Below are 24053 nucleotides of genomic sequence, written 5' to 3' on the forward strand. Positions count from 1 at the left end.
CGACCCTGAGGGGACAGGGCGCACTCCTACCCCGCCGATATCATCGCTCTCATTCGATCCGGAGCGGACGTGTCCGCCGCCGAAGAGGAGACCCGGCAGTTGTCCCCCTCAGAAGCTGAGATCCGTGCGCTGCTCGCCGATCCCGACGAGGCGCTGCGGCGCTGGTACGCCCAGTACCTCGCCGCCGAGGAGGAGCCGGACCTCATCCTGGCCGGCGGCGGGCGCCCCGGCCAGCTCGGTGAGTTCTTCGACGGATGGCTGAAGGAGTCCCGTGACCGCCTCCGGGTGGTGCTCTGCGAACGGCTCCGCTACGCCCGGTTCAGCGAACGCGGCAAGCAACTGGGTGAGGTGGCGCTCGTCGGCCTGGTCGCGACCCTGCTGACCGACGTCGCGGCGGAACTCGTCATCGACCCGCTGAGCACCGCCGCCGTGCTGGTGATCCGGCGGCAGCTCGACACGATCTGCCCACCGGGCGCGGCCACCCCGAGCTGATGACCGACCGGGCCTCGGCACTGAGCGGCTTCCTGGCCGAGGCGGTCCGCGAGAGTGTCGTCCGGCTCCGCGTCCCCGGCTCCGACGAGGGCGTCTTCACCGGCTTCTTCGTCTCACCCGCCGGGCACCTGGTCACCGCCTTCCACGCCGTCAAGGCGCACCTGCACCGCACGCCCGGCAGCTTCCCGCTCGACGTGCACTTCGCCTCCGGCGGGCCCGCCACGTCGGCGGTCTCCGCCCGGCACGAGCCCCGCTGGGCCGACCGGGACGCGGACTGGGCGCTGCTGCGCCTCAACCTCGAACCGCCCGGCTACCTGCCGCTCGCCGAACCGGACGCGCTCACCGGGCCCGGCGCCGACTGCGCACCGGTGCGGGTCTACGGCTTCACCGTCGCCGACCAGGGGCGCACCGGGCTCGGCGCGCTCAGCGGCGAGTTCCTCCGCACCGTCCCCGAACGCCGCCGCTTCCGGATCGCCTTCTCCGTGCGCAGCCGGGGGCAGAGCGGTGGGCCCGTGGTCGACCTGCGCAGCCACACGGTCGTCGGCTCGGTGGTGGGCTTCCGCGAGGACGAGCGGCTGACCGCCGACGCCGCGCTCATCGACCGGGGCGTGCTGGCCGGCACCGGAGTCGCCGTCGACCTGGCCGAGCTGGCCCGGCAGTGGCGCCGACGCGCGGTGTCGCACCTGGCGACGGCGAACCCGGAGCTGTCCCGGCTGGCCGCCGCGACCGCACCGCCACCACTGCCCGAGGTCTACCTGGCCGACCGGGACACCGTGCGGCAGCTGCGGGACCGGCTGCTCGGCCCCACCGAGTCCGCCGTCGTGCTGCACGGCCCCTCCGGCAGCGGCAAAACCATGATCGCCGCCGAGTTGGTGGCCGGCCTGCGCGACTCCGGACGGGTCGACTCCGTCTACTGGTACGACTTCGAACCGCCCCCCAACCGCACCATCGAGCGGCTGCTGCGCAGGCTCGCCCTGCACCTGCTCGAACACCAGGGCGCGATCGAACCGATCGAGACCGTCATCGACGACACCTTCCTCCGCGACCCGCGACCCGCGGTCCGGGCCACCATCGAGGCCGTACGGGCCGGCCGGCACCTGCTGGTCTTCGACAACGCGCACTTCCCGCGCCGGGACGGGCAGCAGGAGATCGTCGACCTGCTCGACCAGCTGCTCTGGGCCGCCGGCCAGGGCCGCTCCCTGGTCGTGCTCACCTCGTGGGACCGACTCGCCCCGGAGCTGACCGCCCCGGTGACCGGGACGACCGGACTGAGCCCCGACGAGGTCACCGACTTCGTCCGGCTGCACGGCCTGACCGTCTCCGGCCGGGCGCTGGACTGGATCGGCGCGCTCGGCGAGGACATCACCTGCGTCGAGCAGTTCATCCGCAGCGCGGAGTGGCGGCGGGCGGTGGAGCGCGGCGACCTCGACCCGGCCGAGCCGGAGGACCTGCACCAGCACTGGCTGAACCGCTATCTCGCCCAGGTGTCACCGGCGGCCCGGCAGGTGCTGCTGGCCCTCGCGGTGATCGCCGCGCCGACCACCCGGTCCACGGTGGAGCACGCGGCGAACACCCCGGAGTTCTCCCGCACCCTCCAGACGCTGCGGCACAGCCCGCCGCTGGTCCGCAGCGCCGAGGGCCGGCTCTACCTGCACTCCAACGTCGCCCGGTCGGTGCTGGCCACCACCGACCGGATCACCCTGACCGAGGTCCGGCACCGGGCCGCGACGCAGTTGCGGGAGACCGGCCAGTTTCTCTCCGCCGCACGGGTGCTGCTGGACGCCGACGACGTCGGCGCGGCGATCGAGCTGATGTTCACCCACCGGGAGGACATCCTCGCCAGGGGTGGTGGCAACGCCATGCGCGGGCTGACCCGGCGGGTGCTCGACCGGGGCCGGGTCGAACCGGACTGGCTGCCCCGGCTGCACGCGGTGATCGCGAGCTGCGAGAGCATCCGCGGCGACTACGCGCGGGCCGCACACCACTGGAAGGTCGCGGTCGCCGGCCGGCAGGGCACCCTGGACGCGGCGGTCATGCACAACCGGCGCGCCGACAGCCTGCGCATGGGGAGCCGCTATCCGGAGGCGGCCGAGGAATACGCCGAGGCCGCCCGGTCGGCTCGGGCACAGCCCGGTGCCGAGGCGGCCCGGGAACTGGGTCGGGCCCAGCTCGGCCTGGCGAAGCTGGACCGGCTGCACGCCGACTACCGCCGCTCGCGTGAGCGCTACGAGCAGGCCAGGCAGGCGTTCGCGGACATCTTCGACGACAGCGGCACGATCGAGGCGGTGTACGGGCTCGGCGAGGTGTCCCGGCTGCTGGAGGAGTGGCCGGCCGCGCTGGCCGCGTACCGCCGGTCGCTCTCGCTGGCCGAGGCCCGGGACAATCCCGAACGCCAGGCGTACGCGCTCTGGGGGATCGGCGAGGTGCTCCGGTTGACCGGAGAGTTCGCCGAGGCCGAACGGCAGCACACCGCCGGACTCGACCTGTGCCTGCGGGTCGGCGACACCCGCAGCGAGGGCTGGGCGCTGCTCGGGCTGGCCGAGACGTACCGGGCATCGTCCCGCAACGGCCGGGCGCGGGACTCGTACCTGGCGGCGGTGGAACGATTCGAGAGCACCGCCAGCGAGACGGAGCAGGCGCACGCGCTGGTCGGGCTCGCCGAGGCGAAGCGGCAGGACGGGGAGACGGACCTGGCGCTCTACGGCCGGGTGCGGGCCACCTACGAGGCGAAGCAGCTCCGGCACAGCACGGTGCAGTGCTATCTGGCGATGGCGATGGCGCTGCGGGCGACCGGACGGCCGGGCGCGGCCGCCCGGCTGCTCGGCAAGGCCCGGCGGCTGGCCACCCGGCACCACCTGGAGGCCGAACTGCGCCGGATCGGACCGCTCGCCAGGAACCGTGCGGCACGGCCGCCGATCGTCTTCAACTACCCGTAGCCCCGACTCCGTCCCCCGGGAACCGGACGGGACTCGTCAGCTCTCCGCCGCCCGGGTCCGGGCCGCCGCCCGGTCCACCACGAACTGCGCGGCGGAGGCGTGTGCGGGGAAGCCCTCGTAGGTCGCCAGCGTCACCGCCGTCGGACCCACCGCCGCCACCCCCTCGTCGGAGACGTAGGCGAAGGACGAGCGTTTCATGAAGTCGATCGTCCCGACGCAGGACTGGCTGCGCGCCGTGCCGCCGGTCGGCAGGATCGCGTTCACCCCGACGGCGAAGTTGCCGAACGGGATGGAGGTGTTCTCCCCGAGCAGGATCTCACCGGCGTTGGTGAGCTTCGGCAGCAGTTCGAACGGATTCGCCACCAGCACCCGCAGGTGCTCCGGCGCGTACTCGTTGACGAACCGGACCGACGCGGCGAGGTCGGTGGTGAGCACGATGCCGCCGTAGCCGGCGAGCACCGCCGTGCAGAACTGCCGGCGCTGCTCGGGCAGCGCGTCCACCAGGTCGGGGAGCAGCTTCTCGACCGCGTCGGCCAGCGCCGCCGAGTGGGTGACCAGCAGGGCTGCCGAGTTGCTGCCGTGTTCCGCCTCCACCAGCAGCTCGCGGGCGGCGATCTCCGGATCGGCCGCGCCGTCGCAGAGCACCACCGACTCGCTCGGGCCGGCCGGCAGGCCCGGGTCGACCTCGCCGTAGACGAGCCGCTTGGCGGTCGAGACGTACTCGTTGCCGGGGCCGACGATCTTCTCGACCCGGCGTACCGTCTCCGTGCCGTAGGCGAACGCGGCGATGGCCTGGGCGCCGCCCATCTTGTAGATGGTGCGCACCCCGCAGAGCGACGCCGCGACCAGGGAGGCGGCGTCGACGGTGCCGTCCGGGCCGGGTGGGGTGCAGACCGCGACCTCCGGCACCCCGGCGATCACGGCCGGCGCGCAGAGCATCGTCATCACCGACGGGAAGGAGCCCTTGCCCCGGGGGACGTAGAGGCCGACCGAGGTGATCGGGGTCCACCGCTCGCCGACGAGGACGCCCGGCCGCACCTCCTGCATCCAGGATGCCTGCGGCAGCTGCGCCTCGTGGTGGTGCCGGATGTTGGCGATCGCGCCGGCCAGCGCCTCCCGCACCGCCGGGCTGACCGCCGCCTCGGCCGCCTCGAACTCCTCGTCGGTGACCTTCAGCGTCTCCGTCGACAGGGTGACCCCGTCCAGCCGGGCGGTCTGCGCCAGCAGCCCGGCGTCGCCGCGGTCGCGGACGTCCGCGACGATGGCCCGGACGTCCGCCTCGACCGAGCTGTAGTCGGCCCGTACGCGCTGCATCAGCACCCGCCGCTCCGACTCGGAGAGCTTCTCCAGGGGGTACCGGTTGACCTGCAGTGTCACTGCTTCGCCTCCATGCCGCCCGGGGCGGGCAGCAGCTCACGATAGACGTCCATGAACGTTGTCATCTCTGCCGGTGTGCCGAGGTTCATCCGGAACGTCCCGGCCAACGCGGGCGGGGTCATCCGGCGGACCAGGATCCCGGCCGCCCGCAGTCGCTCCATCGTCTCGGCGCACCGACCCGGCCGGACCAGGAGAAAATTGGCCGCGCCCGGCCAGACCGGGACGCCGTGCTCCCGGAAGAAGTCCCGCACCGCCGGCTTGGTCCGGTGCATCGTCTCGGCCACCGACGCCCGCATCTCGTCGACCCGCTCCAGCTGGGCCAGCGCGGCGACCACGGCGAGCGCGTTCACGTCGAAGGGATTGCGGATCTTGACGAGCTGGTCGACCACCTCCGGCCGGGCCAGCACGTAGCCCAACCGGAGCCCGGCCATCGCGAACGCCTTGGAGAAGGTACGCAGCACCACCAGGTTGGGGTAGCGCTCGATCAGCGGCGCGACGGTGACCCCGGTGAACTCGGCGTACGCCTCGTCGACCACGACCGGGGTCTCGGGATGCGCCTCGACGGTCTCGACGATGAACTCCACGTCCACCGGGGTGCCGGTCGGGTTATTCGGGTTGACGAAGACGATCAGATCCGGCCCGGCGGTCGCGGCGGCCCGGAACTCGGCATAGGGAAACTCCAGGTCCGGGCCGTAGGGCACGCCGAGCACCTCCGCGCCGAGCAGCCCCGCCGAATGGCCGAAGATCACGAACTCGGGGCGCGCGACAAGCATCGTCGCGCCCGGCGCCAGGAAGGCCCGCAGGCAGACGTCGATGGCCTGGTCGGAGCCGTTGGTCGGCAGGATCCAGCCCGCCGGCAGCCCGGTGTAGCCGGCCAGCGCCGCCACCAGCCGCGGATATTCCGGATAGCCGTGCACGCCGTGTCGCTGGATGTGCGCCACCAGCGCCTCGGCGACCGCCGGCGAGAGCGGCGCCGTCGCCTCGTTGCGGTCCAGCCGGATCAGTCCCGCGCGATCCTGCCCCGACCAGTCCGGCACGTACGCGGTGGCCTGCCGCACCGCCGCCGGGAAGCGCAGCCCGGCCGGGCTTCCGGTCCGGGTCACGCCGCCTCCCCGCCCCGCCGGCTCATGCCGCCCTGTTGGCTCATGCCAGGCAGCCGGCTCATGCCAGCGTCGCCTTGACGCCCGGGGCCAGGGCCCTGCGGTACGGGTTGACCGAGAGCAGCTCCCGGGTGGCCTCGCCGAGCGCCGGGAAGACCTCCGGCCAGCCCTGCTCGGCGCCGACCCCGGGTGCCACGTGCACCATCACGCTCGCCTGCAGGCCACCGGCGAACCCGTCCACGAAGTCGTCGAGGTCCTCGCTGAAGAGGTCGCCGCAGAGGGTGTGGCCGATCAGGAACGAACGCCGGAACGACGGGTAGTCCTCGCCGAACGGGACGTACTTCCAGAACTTCCGCCCCTCCATGCTCAGCCCGACCCGGACCGGCCGCGCCACGTCGTCGACGTCCCGCACGTTGGAGCCGGCCCCGTAGATGCCGAGCTCGCTCATCCGTTCGATGGCCATCCCGCGCAGGGCCCGGCCGAGCCCGAGCCCGACGTCCTCGGTCACCACGTGGCTGGAGCTGAGCCGGCTGGCGTGGAAGCCGACGGTGAGCCGCAGGCCGGCCGCGTGGGCGTACGAGTCGAGCAGCCCGGCCAGGCCGGTCACGCTCACCGAGTCGGCCACGTCGATGCTGACCTCCGCCCCCGGCTCGGCGTCGCCGGCCAGCCGCACGTCGATGGTGACCACGCTCTCGGCGGTCTCCCGACGCAGCCGGGCCGCCACCGGAGAGAGGGTCTCGACGGACCAGCCGCGTTCGACGGCGCGGCCGGCCGGCTCGACCGCCGCCCCGGTGGCCGGCGGCGTTTCCGGCAGCGCCGGCTCGGCGACCGGCGGGGTGTACATCCGGTCCAGCGCGATGCCGACCGCCCGGTAGACGCCCTCCCAGGTGTGGTGCGGGTCCTCGAAGCCGCCGACGGTGACGGCGATGTCGAGCCCGGCGGCCCGGCCGAGCGCGTCCAGCATCTCGACGAGCGGCCCGCCCCGGGCGAGCTGCTCGCAGCGTACGGAGAGGAACCAGTCCAGGTCGAGCTGGGCGGAGGCGGAGAACCGGGCCCCGGCCCGCGCCGCGTCGGCCCGGAGCCGGACCTCGGCACTGCCGTCGTCGATCATGCCGAGCGCGGCCGAGCTGTCGCGCAGCCGTGGCATCCGGGCGATCTCCCGGCCGAGCGCGCCGCCCAGCTCGACCCAGTCGTCGCTGGTCCAGCGCAGCTCGATCGAGCAGCCCAACCGCCACGCGATGTGCTCGACCATGTGGCTGACGAAGTCGTTGGGGGTGTCGAGGACCTTGTTGGTGATCCCCTCCCGGCCCAGCCGGACCCGGCGTGGCCCGAGGCTGGTGTAGCAGGTGACGGCGTGCCCGGAGGCGGCCAGCTCGGCGAAGGTCGCCGAGCCGGTGGCCACCCCGACGGCGTGGCAGCCGGCGGCGCTGGCCGACTCCAGCCCGAGCACGGAGTCCTCGACGGCGACGCAGGAGGAGGGCGGGCAGTCCAGCCGGGCCGCGGCGGCGAGGTACGGATCCGGCGCCGGCTTCTTCCGCAGCCCCTCCTCGTCGTTGCCGACCACCTCGTCGACCCCGTCGAGCAGGCCGGCGGCGGAGAGCAGCTGGGCCACGTCGGCGCGGGGGTTGTTGGAGACCACCGCGATCCGCAGCCCGGCCGCCCGGGCGTCCCGGAGCAGCTCGGGAACGCCGGCGTGCACCACCGGGGTGACGAGTCGACGCTCCTTCTCGTGCCGGGCGACCAGATCGGCCAGGGCGTCGTCGGTCAGGTCGAGCCCGACATCCCGGGTGACCCGGGCCCAGAAATCCGGCAGCGCGTAGGCGAAATGGCGGCGGATGACCTCTCTCGGGACCGCGACGTCGGCATGCGGACGCAGCAGCGTCTCCACCAGGTCGTAGTCCATCGTGAGGGTGTCGATCAGGACTCCGTCGAGATCGAGCAGCAGGGCACGGGTATCGTCCGGCACCACCAGGCCATCAGCCAACAGCATGGTCGTCATCGTATCCAGCGGGGCCGGTGCCGCGACGGCGGCGTCTGCGGACTGGGACGCGCCGCGCGGTGCGGCCGGACCGACCGGCCTGATCATCCAGCACGTCCCGCCCGAACGGCGGGGTGCGGGCGGCAACGTTCCCGACGTACCTTTTTCGCACATCCGCTTCGTTCGCACATCCGCTCCGGCGCGTTCGCACATCCGCATGGTGAGCGCGCGTGACCAGAGGACGGCAGGACGGGTCGCATGGATTTCGACCGACCGACCATCCAGCCCGGCCAGATGCGGGACATCGCCGCGTTCTACGGCATGGTGGAGCCGCTGGAGACCGAATACCTCGGCGGAATTCCCAACGTCACCTACCGGGTGGCCTCGGCCGACCGGGTGCTCGCGATCCGAATCTGCAACAACGGTTACACGTCCCCCGAGCACCTGCACTGCGAGCTGACGGTGCTGCGCTTTCTGCGGGAGCGCGGATTCGAGTACTCCCCGGTTCCCGTGCCCGGCGTCGACGGCGAGCTGGTGCAGCACTGGCAGGGCTACCGGGTGGTGGCGAGCCGGTTCATCGAGGGCGTCGCGGGCGACAGGACGCCGCTCGGCCCGGACCAGTGCGCCCAGATCGGTGCCGCCGTCGCCCGGCTCGGCGCCGCGCTGGCCGGGCTGGAGCACGGGCTGCCGGCGGCGGAGTCCTTCCGGTCCCGCTCGGTCCGGCTGCTCGACGGCTTCCCGGACCGGGCGGCGGCGCTGGGCTGGCCGGGCGACCTGGCCCGGATACCGTCGCGGTTCGACCGGGCCATGCGGGTCCTGGAGACGGCCGGGCCGGCCGGCTGGTACCCGGCCATCCACGCCGACATCTGGCCGCCGAACACCATCTACCGGGACGGCGTCCTGGCCGGCGTGATCGACTTCGACGATCTCTCCTTCGGCCCGCCGGTGCTGGACATCGCGGCCGTACTCTGCGAATTCGCCTTTCCGCAGCCGGACCGGCTGGACGAGCCGCTGGCCGCGGCGGCGCTCGCCGGCTTCCGGTCGGCGGGTGGCGCACCCGGTCCGGCAGGGGCCGACCCGGGTGAGATCCTCGGCAACGCCATCGAGGCGCTCTGCGTCTCCTGGCTGGGTGCCAACGCCCTGCACGGAGTGGGGTACGCCGAGTCCCGCTCGCTGCTCGAACGGCTCGACCTGCTCGCCGACCCGGCCGGGCGGGCGGACCTGGTGGCACGCCTCGCGCAGCTGTGGCGGCGCGCCGGGACCGGACACCCTCCGGGCGGGACCGGGCCGCACACCCGGTTCCCGCGCGGCGCTGCGGATCCGGAACGTTCCGCCGATCCGGAACCCGCTGCGGATCCGGACCGTTCCACCGATCCGGAACGCTCTGCCGATCCGGAACGCTCTGCCGATCCGGAACGCTCTGCCGATCCGGAACGCTCTGCCGATCCGGAACGCTCTGCCGATCCGGAACGCTCTGCCGATCCGGAACGCTCTGCCAATCCGGACCGTTCGAGCGTGTGAACCGGTCGCGGCCGAGCGTACGATGAGCCGACCGGCGCGGGCCGGCGGCCCCGTCCCGTCGCGCCACCGCCCGGCGGAGGTCGCCATGGCTGACAGCCTGAGGACGTACGACCGGGAAGCGGTGGGCGAGATCGTGCCGGCCCTCACCGAGCTCTACGCCGAGGTGTACGCCGAACCGCCCTACCACGAGGGCGCCGAACAGGTCCGCGACTTCCAGGTCAGGTTCGCCGAGCACCGCGGCGAGCCGGCGTTCCGGCTCGCCGCCGTGTGGCAGGGCGAGCTGTTGATCGGCTACCTCTACGGCTTCCGGCTGGAGGTCGACTCGCCGCTCTGGGACGACCTGCTGATCCGGCCGGCCGGCGGGCTGGTCCGACCGGCCGGCGGGCGAACGGATCCGCCGGCGCGCCAGCCCACCGCCTACGTCAGCGAGTTGCTGGTCCGGGCCGGGTCCCGGCGCCGGGGCGTGGCCCGCCGGTTGCACGACACCTTCGTCGCCGAGCGCCGGGAGGGCCGGGTGGCGCTGCTCGCACACCCAAAGGCCGGGCCGGCCCAGGCGGCGTACTCGGCGTGGGGCTGGAAGCGGGTCGGCTACGGGCGGCCCTTCCCGGGGGCGGGCGAGTACGACACCCTGATGCTCTTCCTCTCCTGATCGGCCCGGGTAGGCTCGACCGGTGGGTGCGCGGCTGCCGGTTTTTCCGCTCGGGACGGTGCTCTTTCCCGGCCTTGTCCTACCGTTGCACATCTTCGAGGCGCGCTATCTCGACCTGATGCGCCACCTGCGGGGCCTGCCGGAGGGCACCCCCCGGGAGTTCGGCGTGGTCGCCATCCGCAGTGGCGGCTCGGCGGCGGTGGCCACCCGCCCCGACCCGGAGTCCCGGCCGGATCAGGAGTCCCGGGCCGCGCAGGAGTCGCGGCCGGAGCAGCCGGAGCTGACCGACCGGCGCCCGGACGGCTCGCCGGTCACCCTGCACGACGTCGGCTGCACGGCGGAACTCCGCCAGGTGACCGAGTTGCCCGACGGCCGACTGGACGTGGTCACCGTCGGCCGCCGCCGTTTCCGGATCGCCGGTGTCGAGGAGGGGCCGACGCCCTACCTGACCGCCGAGGTGGAGTGGCTGCCCGAGCCGGTCGGGCAGGAACAGCTCGCCGACCTGCTCGCGCCCCGGGTGCTCGCCGTCTTCCGGCGCTACCTCACGCTGGTCCGCGACGACCCGGAGGAGATCTCCGAGCAGATGCCGGACGACCCGACCGTGCTGTCGCACCTGGTGGCGGCGACCGCCGCGCTCACCCTGACCGATCGGCAGCGGCTGCTGGCGACGCCCGACACTGCCGGCCGGTTGAGGGCGGAGCTCGGGCTGCTCAATCGCGAGGCGGCTCTGCTGCGTCAGGTGCGGGCGGTGCCGGTGCCGCTGGCGGAGCTGGCGGTGCCGGCAAGTCCCAACTGACCGGCTCGGGCGCCGGCTCGGTCTCGGGCCGCAGTCCCGGATAGCGGGACCAGCCGGCCAGCAGGGTGTACATCACCGCCGCGCCGAACGCCGGCACCAGCAGGCTCCCGATGGCGGGAAGGAACCCGAGCAGCAGGTCGTACTCCCCGCCGTACAGGTCCGGCGGCTTGCTGAAGGTCGCCCCGGGCGGAGCGCCGGCCAGCAGCCGCTGGTAGTCACCGAGGCCGATCTGCCGGCCGAGCTGCCAGGCCAGTACGGCGGCACCGAGCATGCCGAGCACCACCACCAGCATGCCGACCGGGCCCCGCTGCCGGCGCAGCACCAGCCACATCACGATCGCGGCCAGCACGCCGAGCCCGAAGCCGAGCAGGCTGAACCAGCCGTCGGCGGCGATGAACTCCTCCGGCTGCGGTACGGCCAGCAGCGCCCCGTCCTCGCTCTGCACCACCGGCACGCCGGGCGACACGGCCCACCAGACCAGGCCGAACGGAACCCCCAACAAGATCAACCCGAGCAGCGCGCCGACGCCGACCAGCACGTCCCGACGCCGTCGACCGGCCGGATCGCCGCTCTCCGGAGGCGGGACGACGGGGTGCCCGAGCGGAGCCGGCCCGGGGGCGTCCGAGGGCCCGGGGGCCTCCGGGGGCCCGGAGGCGTCCGAGGGCCCGGAGGCGTCCGACGGCCCGGAGACCTCCGGGGGCCCGGAGACCTCCGGGGGCCCGGAGGCGTCCGACGGCCCGGAGACCTCCGGGGGCCCGGAGACCTCCGGGGGCCCGGAGACCTCCGGGGGCCCGGAGACCTCCGACGGCCCGGAGACCTCCGACGGCCCGGAGACCTCCGACGGCCCGGAGACCTCCGACGGCCCGGAGGCGTCCGAGGGTCCGGAGGCGTCCGACGGCACCGAGCCGTACGAGCCGTCCGGCGTTTCCGGCGGCACCCCGACGCCCACCGGTCCGGTGCCGGGTGCGGAGGGCGGCGCCGGTGGAGTCGAGGTCGACGAGGGGCGGTCGTCGTCGCCCACGCCGGACGTGCCGTCGGGGCGGGAGGTTGCCGGACTCACCCGATGATCCTCTCAGGCCCGGCACGGCGCCGGCGGCCCGGTATCAGGAAACCGCCCAACCCGGCCCCGGGTCAGCACGACGTGCTCACAGACTCTCGCGCCAGCCGGCCGCCTCGAGTGCGGCGCGCACCTGCGCCACCACATACTCCGGCTTGCGGCGCACGTCAAAGGCGGTGAAGCGCAGAATGCGGTCGCCGGCTACCCAGATCTCGTTCTGGCGACGCAGGTCCGCGGCCCAGTGTCGGGCGTCCATGTGGTGTGCGCCGTCGACCTCGGCGTGCAGCCGCCACCGCCGCCAGTAGGCGTCGAGATAGCGGATCCGACCGCTCGCGTCCGTACGGCGCTCCTGCTGATCCGGCACCGGCAACCGGTGACGGCGGCAGAGCCGGACGAAGTCGATCTCGGAGAGCGCCTCCGCTCCGCCCGCGACGTCTGCCATCGTTCGCCGCATCAGCGCCCGGCGCCGCAGGCGAGGCATCCGCTCGAGCACCGCGTCGATCTCGGCCGGCGTGACCCGGCGTTGCTGGCAACCGGCGGCCAGGATCACCTGTGCCTCGTCATCGGTGCGCGCCCACTGCGCCGCGTCGACGAGGGCACGGGCCATCGTCGTGCGATCCGGCCGGCCCCGCTGACGGTCGGCGTCCGGCAGGTGCCGGGTCCGGCGTACGCGTACGGCCGGCAGGCCCAGTGGCAACCGGCGGAGCAGGTTCGGCGCCCCCTTGCCGTACGGGACAAGCACGTCGACCACGTCGCTACGCCACGTCCCACGTAGCCCTCCCGCGCGGGCCGACGCCAGACCGGCGAGAAGCGCGCCGTCGCCGGCGGCGAGCACCGCCACCCACCACTGCTGCTCCCGCGTGACCTGGCCGCCGTGCGTGATCAGCAGATTGTGTGCGATCCGACGCCAGCGACCCGTGTGCAGCAGGTGCCGCACCTTCGACGGAGTCAACTCCGCAACTGCCTGCCCCCAGGTAACAACCCCCGCCTGCTCAAACAACAACCACTCGAGCCCGCTGCTCCCATCCCCCGGCACCCGCACGCGTAGAGACAACCACGCTTCGTGCGTCGTGGTTGTCGCTATCACGACATCCACGACGCACAGACCATCTCGGCCTCAGCCGGCGACGGCGCTGGGGCCTAGGAGGGCCTTGAGGTCGGCCATGAGGGCGGTGGTGGGGGCTACCCGCAGTGGGCTGAGTCGTAGCAGGGTGGCGCGGGAGCCGTTGACGAGCTTGACGTGCACCTCCGCCGAGCCGGGATGGCTGGTCAGCACCTCGCGGAGGCGTTCGACCAACGGCGGGGTGCAGCGGGACGGCGGCAGGGCCAGCACCACCGGCTTGACCTCGTCGGCGGCGGTGATGTCCGGCATCGACAGATCCATCGCCATCAGCCGGGGCTGGTCGTCGCGACGGTCGACCCGGCCCTTGACCACCACGATGGCGTCCTCGGCGATGTACTGCCCGACCAGCTCGTAGGTGTTGGGGAAGAAGAGCACCTCGACCGCGCCGCCGAGGTCCTCCAGGGTGGCCGAGGCCCACGCCCGGCCCTGCTTGGTGATCCGGCGCTGCACCCCGGAGAGGATGCCGGCCAGGTTGACCACCTGCCCGTCGGCGACGCCGCCCTCCTCGGCGAGCGCCGCGATCGACATGTCGGCGGCGGCGGCGAGGACGTGCTCGACGCCGAAGAGCGGGTGGTCGGAGACGTAGAGGCCGAGCATCTCCCGCTCGAAGGTGAGCAGGTCGGTCTTGTCCCACTCGCCGGCCGGAATGGAGGGGGTCACCACCATGCCGCCGCCCGACCCGCCGTCGGCATTGCCACCACCGCCGCCGAAGGCGTCGCCGAAGAGGTCGTACTGGCCGACCGCCTCGTTGCGCTTGAGCGCGATGAACGAGTCGATCGCGTCGGTGTGCACGGCGAGCAGCCCCTTGCGGGTGTGCCCGAGCGAGTCGAAGGCGCCGGCCTTGATCAGCGATTCGACGGTCTTCTTGTTGCAGGCGACCGCGTCGACCTTGCGCAGGTAGTCGTAGAAGTCGGTGAAGTTGCCCTTCTCCTTGCGGGAGCGCCGGATCGACTCCACCACGTTCGTGCCGACGTTGCGGACGGCGGCCAGCCCGAACCGGATGTCGGTGCCGACGGCGGCGAACCGGGCGTTGGACTCGTTGACGTCCGGCGGCAGCACCTTGATGCCCATCCGCCGGCACTCGGCCAGGTAGACCGCGGACTTGTCCTTGTCGTCGCCGACCGAGGTGAGCAGCGCGGACATGTATTCGGCCGGATAGTTCGCCTTCAGGTAGGCGGTCCAGTAGGAGACCACGCCGTACGCCGCGCTGTGCGCCTTGTTGAAGGCGTAGTCGGAGAACGGGACCAGGATGTCCCAGAGCGTCTTGATCGCCGCGTCGCTGTAGCCGTTTTCCTTCATGCCGGCGGCGAAGGGGGCGAACTCCTTGTCGAGGATCTCCTTTTTCTTCTTGCCCATCGCCCGGCGCAGCAGATCGGCCTTGCCGAGCGAGTAGCCCGCCACCTTCTGCGCGATCGCCATCACCTGCTCCTGATAGACGATCAGGCCGTAGGTGTCACCGAGGATGTCCTGCAACGACTCGGCGAGCTCGGGGTGGATCGGCACCACCGGCTTGCGGTTGTTCTTGCGGTCGGCGTACTCGTTGTGCGCGTTCGCGCCCATCGGGCCGGGCCGGTAGAGCGCGCCGACCGCCGAGATGTCCTCGAAGTTGTCCGGTGCCATCGAGCGCAGCAGCGCCCGCATCGGGCCGCCGTCGAACTGGAACACCCCCAGGGTGTCACCCCGGGAGAGCAGCGCGTACGTCGCCTTGTCGTCCAGCGGCAGGTCCTCCAGGACCAGGTCCTCGCCCCGGTTCTCCCGGATCGCCTCCAGCGCGTCGTCCATGATGGTCAGGTTGCGCAGGCCCAGGAAGTCCATCTTGAGCAGGCCGATGGTCTCGCAGGCACCCATGTCCCACTGGGTGATGATCGAGCCGTCCTGCTCCCGCTTCTGGATCGGTAGCACGTCCACCAACGGGTCCCGGGAGAGGATCACCCCGGCCGCGTGCACCCCCCACTGCCGCTTCAGCCCCTCCAGGCCCTTCGCGGTGTCGACGACCTTGCGCACCTCGCCGTCGCCGTCGTAGAGCTGCCGGAACTCGGCCGCCTCCGGATAGCGCTGGTGGCTGGGGTCGAAGATGCCGCCGAGCGGGATGTCCTTGCCCATCACCGCCGGGGGCATCGCCTTGGTGATCCGGTCGCCCATCGCGAACGGGTAGCCGAGCACCCGGGCCGCGTCCTTGATCGCCGCCTTGGCCTTGATCGTCCCGTACGTGATGATCTGCGCGACCCGCTCCTCGCCGTACTTCTCGGTGGCGTACCGGATCATGTCACCGCGCCTACGCTCGTCGAAGTCCATGTCGATGTCCGGCATCGACACGCGATCGGGGTTGAGGAAGCGCTCGAAGAGCAGGCCGTGCGCCATCGGGTCCAGTTCGGTGATGCCCAACGCGTACGCGATGATCGCACCCGCCGCCGAGCCACGCCCCGGCCCGACCCGGATCCCCTCCCGCTTCGCGTACGCGACCAGGTCCGCGACCACCAGGAAGTAGCCCGGGAAGCCCATCTTGAGGATGACGTCGAGCTCGTACTCCGCCTGCTGGCGCCGGTCCTCCGGCACCCCGCCCGGGAAACGCCGCTCCAGCCCGCGCAGCACCTCCTTGCGCAGGAACGTCTCCTCGGTCTCTCCCGCCGGCACCGGGAACTGCGGCATCAGGTTGCGCGGCGCGAAGAGCTCCGAGTAGTCACCGATCCGCTCGGCGATCTCCAGCGTGCTGTCGCAGGCCCCCGGCACCTCCGCGTCCCAGAGCGCCCGCATCTCGGCCGGCGACTTCAGGTAGAAGTCCCGGGCGTCGAACTTGAACCGCTTCGGGTCGGCCAGCGTCGACCCCGACTGCACGCAGAGCAGCACCTCGTGCGCGTCGGCGTCCCTGTCGTAGGTGTAGTGCAGGTCGTTGGTGGCCACCGGCTTGAGGTTGAGCTTCTTGCCGAGCCGGATCAGGTCCTGCCGGATCCGGGTCTCGATGTCGAGCCCGTGGTCCATCACCTCGAGGTAGTAGTTGTCCGCCCCGAAGATGTCCCGGAACTCCGCCGCCGACTCGCACGCCTTGTCGAAGTTGCCGATCCGCAGCCAGGTCTGCACCTCGCCGGAGGGGCAGCCGGTGGTGGCGATGATCCCCTTCCCGTACTGGTGCAACAGCTCCCGGTCGGCCCGGGGCTTGAAGTAGTAACCCTCCAGGCTGGCCCGGGACTGCAACCGGAACAGGTTGCGCAGCCCGTCGGCGTCCGCCGCCAGCATGGTCATGTGGGTGTACGCCCCACCGCCGGAGACGTCGTTCTCGCCGCCGTCCGCCCACCGCACCCGGGTCCGGTCCCGCCGGTCCGTACCGGGCGTGACGTACATCTCGGAGCCGACGATGGGCTTCACCCCGGCCGCCGTCGCCTGCTTGTGGAAGTCGTACGCCCCGAAGAGGTTGCCGTGGTCGGTCATGGCCAGCGCCGGCATGCCGAGCCGGTTGGTCTCGGCGAACAACTCCTTGAGTCGGGCCGCCCCGTCGAGCATCGAATACTCGGTGTGCACGTGCAGGTGCACGAACGAGTCAGACACCCTGGGCCCCCTTCCCTCACGCGGCTGCCCGCCGGCCCGCCGAGTCGGCGGCGGCTGCCGGTCAGCCAGCGACGCATCCCCCAACGGCACCGTGCGGCGGCTGTCGCGCGCGGGCCGGACGGCACGATCCGTGCCCCGACGGCGGGACGCACCTCCCACGGCGCGACCGCCGGCACCCGAGCCTAGTCCCCGCTCCCCCCGGTCTCCAGGCTTGACACTCCCCCGGCGACCTGCCCCACATCCCAGCGCGCACAGCTGTTAGGAGGGGGCCCTTTTGCGACAGAAAGCGATAAGCGGGGGCCCTTCCTTACACCTCAGCGGGCGAAGGGTTCCAGCATCATCGAGGCGGCCCGGAGCCAGGCGTCGCGGGTCTCCTGCGCCAGGTGGGCGTGCTCGATCGAGGAGCCGGTCTCCAGCGCCGGGTCGTAGGGGACCACGGCGACCGCCCGGGTGCGGGTCGCGAAGTGCCGCTTCAGGTCGTCGAGCAGGGGCGAGCGGCCCGGGGTCGGGCAGGAGAGCAGGGTGACGGCGTTCTCCGCCAACTCGCTCATGCCGATGTCGTGCAGCAGGTCGAGCATCCAGTCGGCGGTGAAGGCGGCGTCCTCCCGGGGCACCGTGGTGACCACCAGCTGGTCGGCCGCGCGCAGCACGGTCTGCCAGTTGGAACTCTCCACGTTGTTGCCGGTGTCCACGCAGATCACCTCGTGGGTGCGGCGGAGCAGCTCCAGCACCCGCCGGACGGTGTGCTGGTCGAGGCGCTGGGCGAACCGGGGGCTCTCCTCGCCGGCCAGCACGTCGTACGAGCCGTCGGAGGCGTGCCGCAGGTAGTCGTCGAGCCGCTCGACGAGCTGGTTGTCGGGCAGCGCCTCGGTCTCGATCAGGTCGGCGACCAGGTGCCGGATCGTCCGGGCGTGCCTGGCGCTTCCCGCCCGCAGGCCGAGGGTGCCGCGCAGTTCGTTGTCGTCCCAGGCGAGCACGCCACGGCCGCGTACGCTGCCCACCGTCGCCGCGGCGAGCACCGTGGCCGTGGTCTTGTGCACGCCGCCCTTGGGGTTGGCGAAGGCGAGCACCCGGGGCGAGCCCATGTCGCGGCGGAGCACGTTGCGGGCCCGCTCCACCTCGGGGTCGGCCGACCGCTGCTGCCGGGACGGATAGGGGTCGAGGCTCGACCGTCGGGAGACCGTGGCGTACCCGACGTCCACCGGTGGCTGGCCGACGGCCGGCGGAGGTCCGGGCGGCGGGCCCGCCGGCAGCGGCGGGGCCGGAGCCGGCGGTGGCGCCAGCGAGGCGCGGGGTGCCGGGATCGACCGGCCGGTGGCGGCGGGCGGCACCGGCCGCGGCGGCGGGGCGCCGGCGACGCCCGGATCCGGGTGCCGGGCCGGTGGCGGCGGGCCGGGCAGCGCCGGACGCGGTGCCGGCACCACCGGCGGCGGCATCGCCGACGGCGGCATCGCCGGCGGCGGCATCGCCGGCGGCGGCATCGCCGACGGCGGCTGGTAACCGCTGCCGAGTGCCGAGTAACGGGACTCGGCCGGGAAGCCGGGGTCCACCGGCTCCGGCCGGTAGCCGGGCTCGGGCCGGTAGCCGCCCGCCGGATAGTCGGTCTCGCGCCGGCCGGCGGCCGGCCGGTGGTCGTGGCCGGGCCGGAAGCCCGGCTCGGCCGGATACCCCGGATCGGGCCGGTAGCCGGACTCGGCCGGGCGCCCGGGGCCGAAGCCGGGATCGGAACGGTAGCCGTTGTCCAGGGCGGCGTAGCGGGATTCACCCGGATGCGCCGGTGGGGCGCGATGCTCGGTGCCGCCGCCGTACCCCTCCGGCGGCAGGTAGGACCCGGCCGGGTAACCGGGACCGGCCCCCCGGGGGTCCGGCTCCGGCCGACCGGGATAGCCGGCGGACCGGCCGCCGCTCCGGCCGCCCTCTGCCGGCGCCTCCGGCACCGGTCGCCCGTCCCTCGACCGCTCGTCGAGAACCCGCTGCTCATCGGTGCGGCCGCCGTGCAGGGCCCGGTCGAGCAGCGCCCGCCAACGCGGCGCTGATTCCGCCGGCCGGCTCCAGCCGGTCTCGGTGCCGTCCACGGCTCGCCCCTCCCAGCACCATCGGTCCCCGCCCTGACAGGCTACGAAGCAAACCCTATTCGGACCACACGGGGTACCGCACCCACCACCGTCGGCGTGCCCACCGCCGACCGGAGGTCTCCGCTGTCGACCACCGTCACGTCCCGCCGGTCGTCGGCCCGCTGGCGGGCGGGTCGGCCGGTGACGCCGTGCCGGGTGGCGACCGGTCCGACGGTATCTCGGCCGGCGCCGATCCGTCGGTGGGATCGGGCTCCGGCGGAGGATCGAGCGTCGGTGTCTCCACCACGGGCGGCGGATCCGTCGCACCGGGAGCGGCCGGACCGGTGGTCACGGCGACGGGCGGCTCGGCCGGCAGGTCGGCCGATGGACCGGCCGGCGGACCGGCGGAGCTGGGCGCGGTGTCCGGCGCACGTCCGGCACCCGGCCCGGCGGTGCTCTCGGTGCCGTCCACCGGCGGCATGCTCGCGTCGGCCGGCGGGCGGGCGACATCGTCCTGCTCGGGCAGCGGCGGGGTGAGGACGGTACGGTCCAACCGCTGCACCTCGGGCGCCGGGTCCACGGCCCGCACCTCGGGACGGGCCTCGATCCGGGCCAGCGCGGCGGGGTCGCCGCGCACCACGGCGGCGTAGACGCACGAGCACCCGGCCCGGTACGCGGTCGCCTCCTCGTCGGCGACCCGGGCCCCACTGGCGTAGAACGTCCGCAGGTCCCGCTCGCGGGCACCGTCGCCGGTGACCGCCGCGGCCCGCTCCTGGTAGTCCCGGGCCTCCCGGTCCTTCCGCTCCGCCACCTGCGACATCCCGGCCACCACGTCGTCCGGGAGGCGCATGGCCGGGATGCGCACGATCTCGGTCTGGGTGCCGGGGCGCCAGAGCCGGGCGACCACCTCCGAGACGGAGACCCCGGCCAGCACCGGGGTCAACCGGTCCGGCGCCAGATAGGCCGAGAGGGTCACCAGGGCGTACGTCGGCCGTGCCGGCTCGGACGTCGCGCCCGCGGCGACCAGGGCCCGCAACTCGCCACGGGCGGATTCGAGATAGCCGGGAATCGACTCGCCCTGCACCACCCCGACCCGGGTCACCTCGCCGACGGTCGGATCGCCGACCGGCTGCCGGTCCGCCGCCCAGACCGCGGTGATCAACACGGCCGCCGAGCTGAGCAGCGCCACCGTGGTCAGCAGCCGGAGCCGGAGCCGGCCGTGCCCGAGCCGGGCCATCCCCCGGGCCAGGGGTGGCAACAGTCGGCTGTCCAACTGTCGCAACAGGTCGCCGAGGCGCACGGACGAACTCCCCCTCGTCGGGTGATCCCTGCCGGTCGGTCAGTCGCGCAGGATGCGGAGTGCAACTTCCAGGTCGTCAGGGTAGTCGCTGACGAACCGGACCTGCTCGCCCGTACGGGGGTGTGCGAAGGCCAACTCGCGGGCGTGCAACCACTGACGGGTGAGGCCGAGCCGGGCCGACAGGGTGGGATCGGCGCCGTATGTCAGATCACCGACACAGGGATGCCGCAGGGTGGAGAGGTGCACCCGGATCTGGTGGGTACGCCCGGTCTCCAGCCGCACGTCGAGCAGGCTCGCCGCCGGAAACGCCTCCAGGGTGTCGTAGTGGGTGATGCTCGGCTTACCGCCGGCCACCACCGCCCAGCGGTAGTCGTGGCTCGGGTGCCGGTCGATCGGTGCGTCGACCGTGCCGCGCAGCGGGTCGAGGTGGCCCTGCACCACCGCGTGGTAGCGCTTCTCCACCTCCCGCTCCTTGAAGGCCCGCTTGAGCAGGCTGTACGCCTGCTCGCTCTTGGCCACCACCATCACCCCCGTGGTGCCGACGTCGAGCCGGTGCACCACACCCTGGCGCTCGGCGGCTCCGCTTGTCGCGATGGTGTGGCCCAGCGCGGCCAGCCCGCCGATCACGGTCGGGCCGGTCCAGCCAGGGCTCGGATGCGCCGCCACCCCGACCGGCTTGTCGACCACCACGATGTCGTCGTCGGAGTGCACGATGCGCAGCCCGGGCACCGTCTCCGGGATGACCGTCGGCGCCGTGGGCGGGGCGGGCAGCAGCACCTCCAGCCAGGAGCCGGCGGAGACCCGGTCGGACTTGGGCCGTGCGGCGCCGTCCACCAGGGCGTCACCGGCCTCGACCAGGGTTGCCGCCGCCGTGCGGGAGAGGCCGAAGAGCCGGGAGACGGCCTGGTCCAGTCGCATGCCGTCGAGCCCGTCGGGCACCGGCAGGGAGCGACGCTCGCCCGCGGGCCGGCGCGGGCCCGCGTCCGGAACCGAGGTCACGGGCGGTCCCGCCGCTCGCTGTCGTCGTCGGCACCGCCGGCCGGTGGCGTGCCGGGGTCGTCGCTCCCGCTCGGGCCGGCGGACGTCGGCCGGGAACCCAGCCGGGTGCCGTCCCGCTGCCGGCCGGTCAACTCCAGCAGCACGGCGAGGACGACCCCGCTCACCAGGGCGCTGTCCGCCAGGTTGAAGATCGGCCAGACCTGCCCGTACGGGTCGAAGAGGCTGACCATGTCGACCACGTGCCCGACGAGGACGCCGGGTGCCCGGAAGATCCGGTCGGTCAGGTTGCCGAGCGCACCGCCGAGCACCAGCCCGAGCGAGATCGCCCAGGGCAGCGAGCGCAGCCGCAGCGCCATCCAGCCGATCCAGCCGATCACGCCCGCCGTGACCAGTGGAAAGACCCAGGTGTGGTCGGAGGCGAGGCTGAACGCCGCTCCACTGTTGCGGGTCAGGCTCAGATAGACGGCGCCGCCGAGCAGGCGTACCGGCTCCCGGTCCGTCAGGGTCGCCAGGGCGAGGTGCTTGGTGCCCAGGTCGGCGAGCCAGGCCAGGACGGCGGTGGCCAACAGCACCGTGACGGCCAGTCGTCGGGTGCGCGCCGGGCCGGGGCGATCCGGGCCTGAGCCGGTGGGCCGGGTGGCGGCGGCCGATCCGTCGTCGCCGGCCGTCCGCTCGTCGATGGTCGCCCGCTCGTCGTCGATGTTCAGCAGGAGTCCCTTCCTCCGTCCGTCACCCGGCAGGGCTCATCGGCGCTCCTCCAGCTGCTTGCACGAGACGCACAGCGTGGCGGACGGGAACGCGGCCAGCCGTTCCACCGGGATCGGATTGCCGCACCGCTCGCACCAGCCGTAGCCGCCCTCGTCAAGCCGCTCCAGGGCCCGCTCCACCTGGGTGATGCGCTCCAAGATGCTGTTGGCGAGGGAGATCTCCTGCTCCCGCTCGAACGTCTTGGTGCCGGTGTCGGCCTGGTCGTCTCCGGCCGAGTCGGTCAACCGGTCGCGCTGCAGCTCGGTGATCTCGCTCAGCGTCTGATCGTACTCGCTGCGGAGTTCGTCGCGGCGGGCCGCCAGCGCGGCCCGGATCTTGTCGGTCTCCGCGGCGCTGCGCGTGGCCTTCGGTGCCGACTTGCGTCCGGCGGTCCTGGTCTCTGCTGGCTTAGCCATCGTCGCTCCCTCGGCCGCGGACCCCGCGGCGATCGGCCGTGCCTGGACAGGAACCTCCGACGCTCGCGGAACGGTCCGGCGGGTCCTGCGCGGTGCGGTCGCTCGGACGGGCGCGACCGGTCGGGTGGTGCCGGCGGCGGAGATCGGTGTCGGCGGCACCGGAAGGCGCCGGAGGCCGCTGCCGCGCGGCGGTGTGGGGCCGCCGGATCGCGTCGGGCGCAGGCGTGGGTCCGAATTTTCCGGCCCTCCCGCCTCCGACCCTCGCCCGTCCGGCCACGACGTCCCCCAATTGCAAAACGGGCGCGGCGGGACGCCGCGCACTCCGGAGGTTGGCAAGAATACGGAACGTACAGACGTCCGACAACATGCCGCACCGATGTTACGCATTTCAGCCCGAAATAAACCACAAACCGGGCGAAACGAACGATAGCATCACTTATTCGTATCTGCGCCGTACTCCCCGAACCAGCGGGCCAGCCGCCCGCGCCGGTTGACCGCCCGCAGCCGGCGCTCGGCCTCGTCCCGGACCCGGGCGGTCGCCACGATCAGCAGGCTGTCCCCCACCTTGAGCCGGGTGTCCGGCCCGGGGACGAACCCGACACCGTCCCGGGAGACCAGGGTCACCGAGGCGCCGACCGGCAACCGCAGCTCGTCCAGGTGCACCCCGACCAGCCGGGAACCCGGTGGGATCTCCAGCTGCAACAGGTCCGCCTGCATCCGCTCCAGCGGCGCGGTCTCCACCCGCAACTCGGTCAGCTCGGCCGGAGCGGCGATCCGCAACCGCCGGGCCACCGGAGCCAGGGTGCCGGCCTGGACCAGCGTGAAGATCACCACGAGCACGAAGACCGTGTCGAAGAGCCGGCCGGCACCGGGCAGTCCCTCGGAGAGCGGGATCGTGGCCAGCACGATCGGCACCGCCCCGCGCAGCCCGGCCCAGGAGAGGAACGCCTGCTCCCGCAGCCGCACCCGGAAGCCGGCCACGCTGACCAGCACCGACAGGGGGCGGGCCAGGAAGAGCAGCGCCAGCCCGGTGACCACGGCCGGCAGCAGGGCGTGCTCCAGCTGCCCCGGCGAGCTGAGCAGGCCGAGCAGCACGAAGAGGCCGATCTGGGCGATCCAGGCCAGCCCGTCGGCGAAACCGAGGATCGCCTGCCGGTGCGGCAGCCGGGAGTTGCCGAGCACCACCCCGGCCACGTAGACGGCGATGAACCCGGAGGCGTGCGAGACGGTACCCACCCCGTACGCCAACACGGTGAAGCCGACCGCGGCGATCGGATAGAGCCCGGAGGAGGGCAGGGCGGCCCTGCGGAGCGTCCACCGTCCGAGCATCCCGACCCCGAAGCCCAGCACGGCACCCGCGACCAACTCGTAGCCGACCAGCAGCACCTCGTGCCACCAGACGTGACCGGCCAGCGACGAGGTGGAGAGGAGCACGACGAGCAGCACCACCGGGGCGTCGTTCATCCCCGACTCGGCCTCCAGGGTGGTGACCAGTCGGCGCGGCAGCCGCAGCCAGCGCAGCGTGGCGAAGACCGCCGCCGCGTCGGTGGAGGAGAGCACCGCGCCGTAGAGGAACGCGAGCCGCCAGTCCAGGCCGAGCAGGAGGTGCACCACCACCCCGACCACCCCGATGCTGACCACCACGCCCACCGTGGCCAGCGTCGCGGCCATCCCGAGCACCGGGCGCAGCGTGCTCCACCGCGCGGTCAGGCCACCCTCGGCGATGATCACGATCAGCGCGCAGAAGCCGAGCGCCCGGGTCAGCTCGACGTCGTCGAAGCGGATCCCGAGCCCGGACTCGCCGATCGCCACCCCGATGGCGAGATAGACCAGCAGGCTGGGCAGGCCGAGCCGGGTGGAGAGCCGGACCGCGCCGATGGCGACGAGCAGCACCGCCGCGCCGATCAACAGGGCGGAATCGAGCCGATCGGTCACGACCGCCACGCACGGAACAGGCCCGTCGCC

Annotated in this window: 17 protein-coding genes; 5 read left to right on the top strand and 12 right to left on the bottom strand. The window is 73.1% G+C overall.

Annotated features, from left to right (window positions below; genetic code table 11):
• Nucleotides 1–69 precede the first annotated feature (69 nt).
• Together ACN27G_RS19895 and ACN27G_RS19900 are read left to right on the top strand one after the other, a co-directional pair.
• Nucleotides 70–492: a hypothetical protein gene (locus ACN27G_RS19895; protein ID WP_421494286.1), complete on the top strand. Its 423-nt coding sequence runs from the start codon at nucleotides 70–72 to the stop codon at nucleotides 490–492.
• On the top strand, nucleotides 492–3428 hold the full coding sequence (locus ACN27G_RS19900) for a tetratricopeptide repeat protein (protein WP_421494287.1): 2937 nt from the start codon (nucleotides 492–494) through the stop codon (nucleotides 3426–3428). The genes ACN27G_RS19895 and ACN27G_RS19900 overlap by 1 nt, the downstream gene beginning before the upstream one ends.
• A gap of 36 nt (nucleotides 3429–3464) precedes the next feature.
• Here the strand turns inward: ACN27G_RS19900 and hisD are convergent, their stop codons facing one another.
• The 3 genes from hisD to ACN27G_RS19915 are packed head-to-tail and all read right to left on the bottom strand — an operon-like array spanning nucleotide 3465 to nucleotide 7895.
• Nucleotides 3465–4805, bottom strand: a complete 1341-nt coding sequence (hisD, locus tag ACN27G_RS19905; RefSeq protein WP_421494288.1) for a histidinol dehydrogenase — start codon at nucleotides 4803–4805, stop codon at nucleotides 3465–3467.
• Nucleotides 4802–5908 (bottom strand): pyridoxal phosphate-dependent aminotransferase, encoded by a 1107-nt coding sequence (locus tag ACN27G_RS19910; protein ID WP_421494289.1) that lies wholly within the window; start codon nucleotides 5906–5908, stop codon nucleotides 4802–4804. Before ACN27G_RS19910 ends, hisD begins: the two co-directional genes overlap by 4 nt.
• Nucleotides 5909–5966: 58 nt before the next feature.
• Nucleotides 5967–7895, bottom strand: a complete 1929-nt coding sequence (locus ACN27G_RS19915) for an HAD-IA family hydrolase (RefSeq protein WP_421494290.1) — start codon at nucleotides 7893–7895, stop codon at nucleotides 5967–5969.
• 246 nt (nucleotides 7896–8141) lie between these two features.
• On the opposite strand from ACN27G_RS19915, the gene ACN27G_RS19920 reads away from it, so the two are divergent.
• The 3 genes from ACN27G_RS19920 to ACN27G_RS19930 all read left to right on the top strand — a co-directional run bounded on the left by ACN27G_RS19920 (nucleotide 8142) and on the right by ACN27G_RS19930 (nucleotide 10849).
• The gene (locus ACN27G_RS19920; protein ID WP_421494291.1) at nucleotides 8142–9404 is read left to right on the top strand and encodes a phosphotransferase; all 1263 of its coding nucleotides are present in this window, start codon (nucleotides 8142–8144) and stop codon (nucleotides 9402–9404) included.
• 85 nt (nucleotides 9405–9489) lie between these two features.
• Nucleotides 9490–10053 (top strand): hypothetical protein, encoded by a 564-nt coding sequence (locus tag ACN27G_RS19925; RefSeq protein WP_421494292.1) that lies wholly within the window; start codon nucleotides 9490–9492, stop codon nucleotides 10051–10053.
• A 22-nt stretch (nucleotides 10054–10075) separates the two neighbouring features.
• Nucleotides 10076–10849, top strand: a complete 774-nt coding sequence (locus ACN27G_RS19930; RefSeq protein ID WP_421494293.1) for an LON peptidase substrate-binding domain-containing protein — start codon at nucleotides 10076–10078, stop codon at nucleotides 10847–10849.
• Here ACN27G_RS19930 and ACN27G_RS19935 read toward each other — a convergent pair.
• The 9 genes from ACN27G_RS19935 to ACN27G_RS19975 all read right to left on the bottom strand — a co-directional run bounded on the left by ACN27G_RS19935 (nucleotide 10764) and on the right by ACN27G_RS19975 (nucleotide 24023).
• Nucleotides 10764–11909: a DUF2567 domain-containing protein gene (locus tag ACN27G_RS19935; protein ID WP_421494294.1), complete on the bottom strand. Its 1146-nt coding sequence runs from the start codon at nucleotides 11907–11909 to the stop codon at nucleotides 10764–10766. The genes ACN27G_RS19930 and ACN27G_RS19935 overlap by 86 nt on opposite strands.
• Nucleotides 11910–11994: 85 nt before the next feature.
• Entirely contained in the window at nucleotides 11995–12858 is an 864-nt protein-coding gene (locus tag ACN27G_RS19940; protein WP_421494295.1) for an endonuclease domain-containing protein, read from the bottom strand.
• A gap of 165 nt (nucleotides 12859–13023) precedes the next feature.
• The gene (gene dnaE, locus ACN27G_RS19945) at nucleotides 13024–16572 is read right to left on the bottom strand and encodes a DNA polymerase III subunit alpha (protein WP_421494296.1); all 3549 of its coding nucleotides are present in this window, start codon (nucleotides 16570–16572) and stop codon (nucleotides 13024–13026) included.
• Between the two features lie 314 nt (nucleotides 16573–16886).
• Nucleotides 16887–18647: an ATPase gene (locus ACN27G_RS19950; RefSeq protein ID WP_421494297.1), complete on the bottom strand. Its 1761-nt coding sequence runs from the start codon at nucleotides 18645–18647 to the stop codon at nucleotides 16887–16889.
• Nucleotides 18648–18783: 136 nt separating this feature from the next.
• Nucleotides 18784–19926, bottom strand: coding sequence for a hypothetical protein (locus tag ACN27G_RS19955; protein WP_421494298.1), 1143 nt, complete (start codon nucleotides 19924–19926; stop codon nucleotides 18784–18786).
• Nucleotides 19927–19965: 39 nt separating this feature from the next.
• Nucleotides 19966–20844 carry an RluA family pseudouridine synthase gene (locus tag ACN27G_RS19960; protein ID WP_421497391.1) on the bottom strand — a complete coding sequence of 293 codons (879 nt, stop codon included), beginning with the start codon at nucleotides 20842–20844 and terminating at the stop codon, nucleotides 19966–19968.
• 77 nt (nucleotides 20845–20921) lie between these two features.
• Complete coding sequence (gene lspA, locus ACN27G_RS19965; RefSeq protein ID WP_421497392.1) at nucleotides 20922–21626, bottom strand: signal peptidase II; 705 nt, start codon at nucleotides 21624–21626, stop codon at nucleotides 20922–20924.
• A 42-nt stretch (nucleotides 21627–21668) separates the two neighbouring features.
• The gene (locus ACN27G_RS19970) at nucleotides 21669–22088 is read right to left on the bottom strand and encodes a TraR/DksA family transcriptional regulator (protein ID WP_421494299.1); all 420 of its coding nucleotides are present in this window, start codon (nucleotides 22086–22088) and stop codon (nucleotides 21669–21671) included.
• A 432-nt stretch (nucleotides 22089–22520) separates the two neighbouring features.
• Nucleotides 22521–24023: a potassium/proton antiporter gene (locus tag ACN27G_RS19975; RefSeq protein WP_421494300.1), complete on the bottom strand. Its 1503-nt coding sequence runs from the start codon at nucleotides 24021–24023 to the stop codon at nucleotides 22521–22523.
• Nucleotides 24024–24053: the final 30 nt, after the last annotated feature.

The organism is Plantactinospora sp. WMMB334, assembly GCF_049179095.1.
Classification (GTDB): domain Bacteria; phylum Actinomycetota; class Actinomycetes; order Mycobacteriales; family Micromonosporaceae; genus Plantactinospora.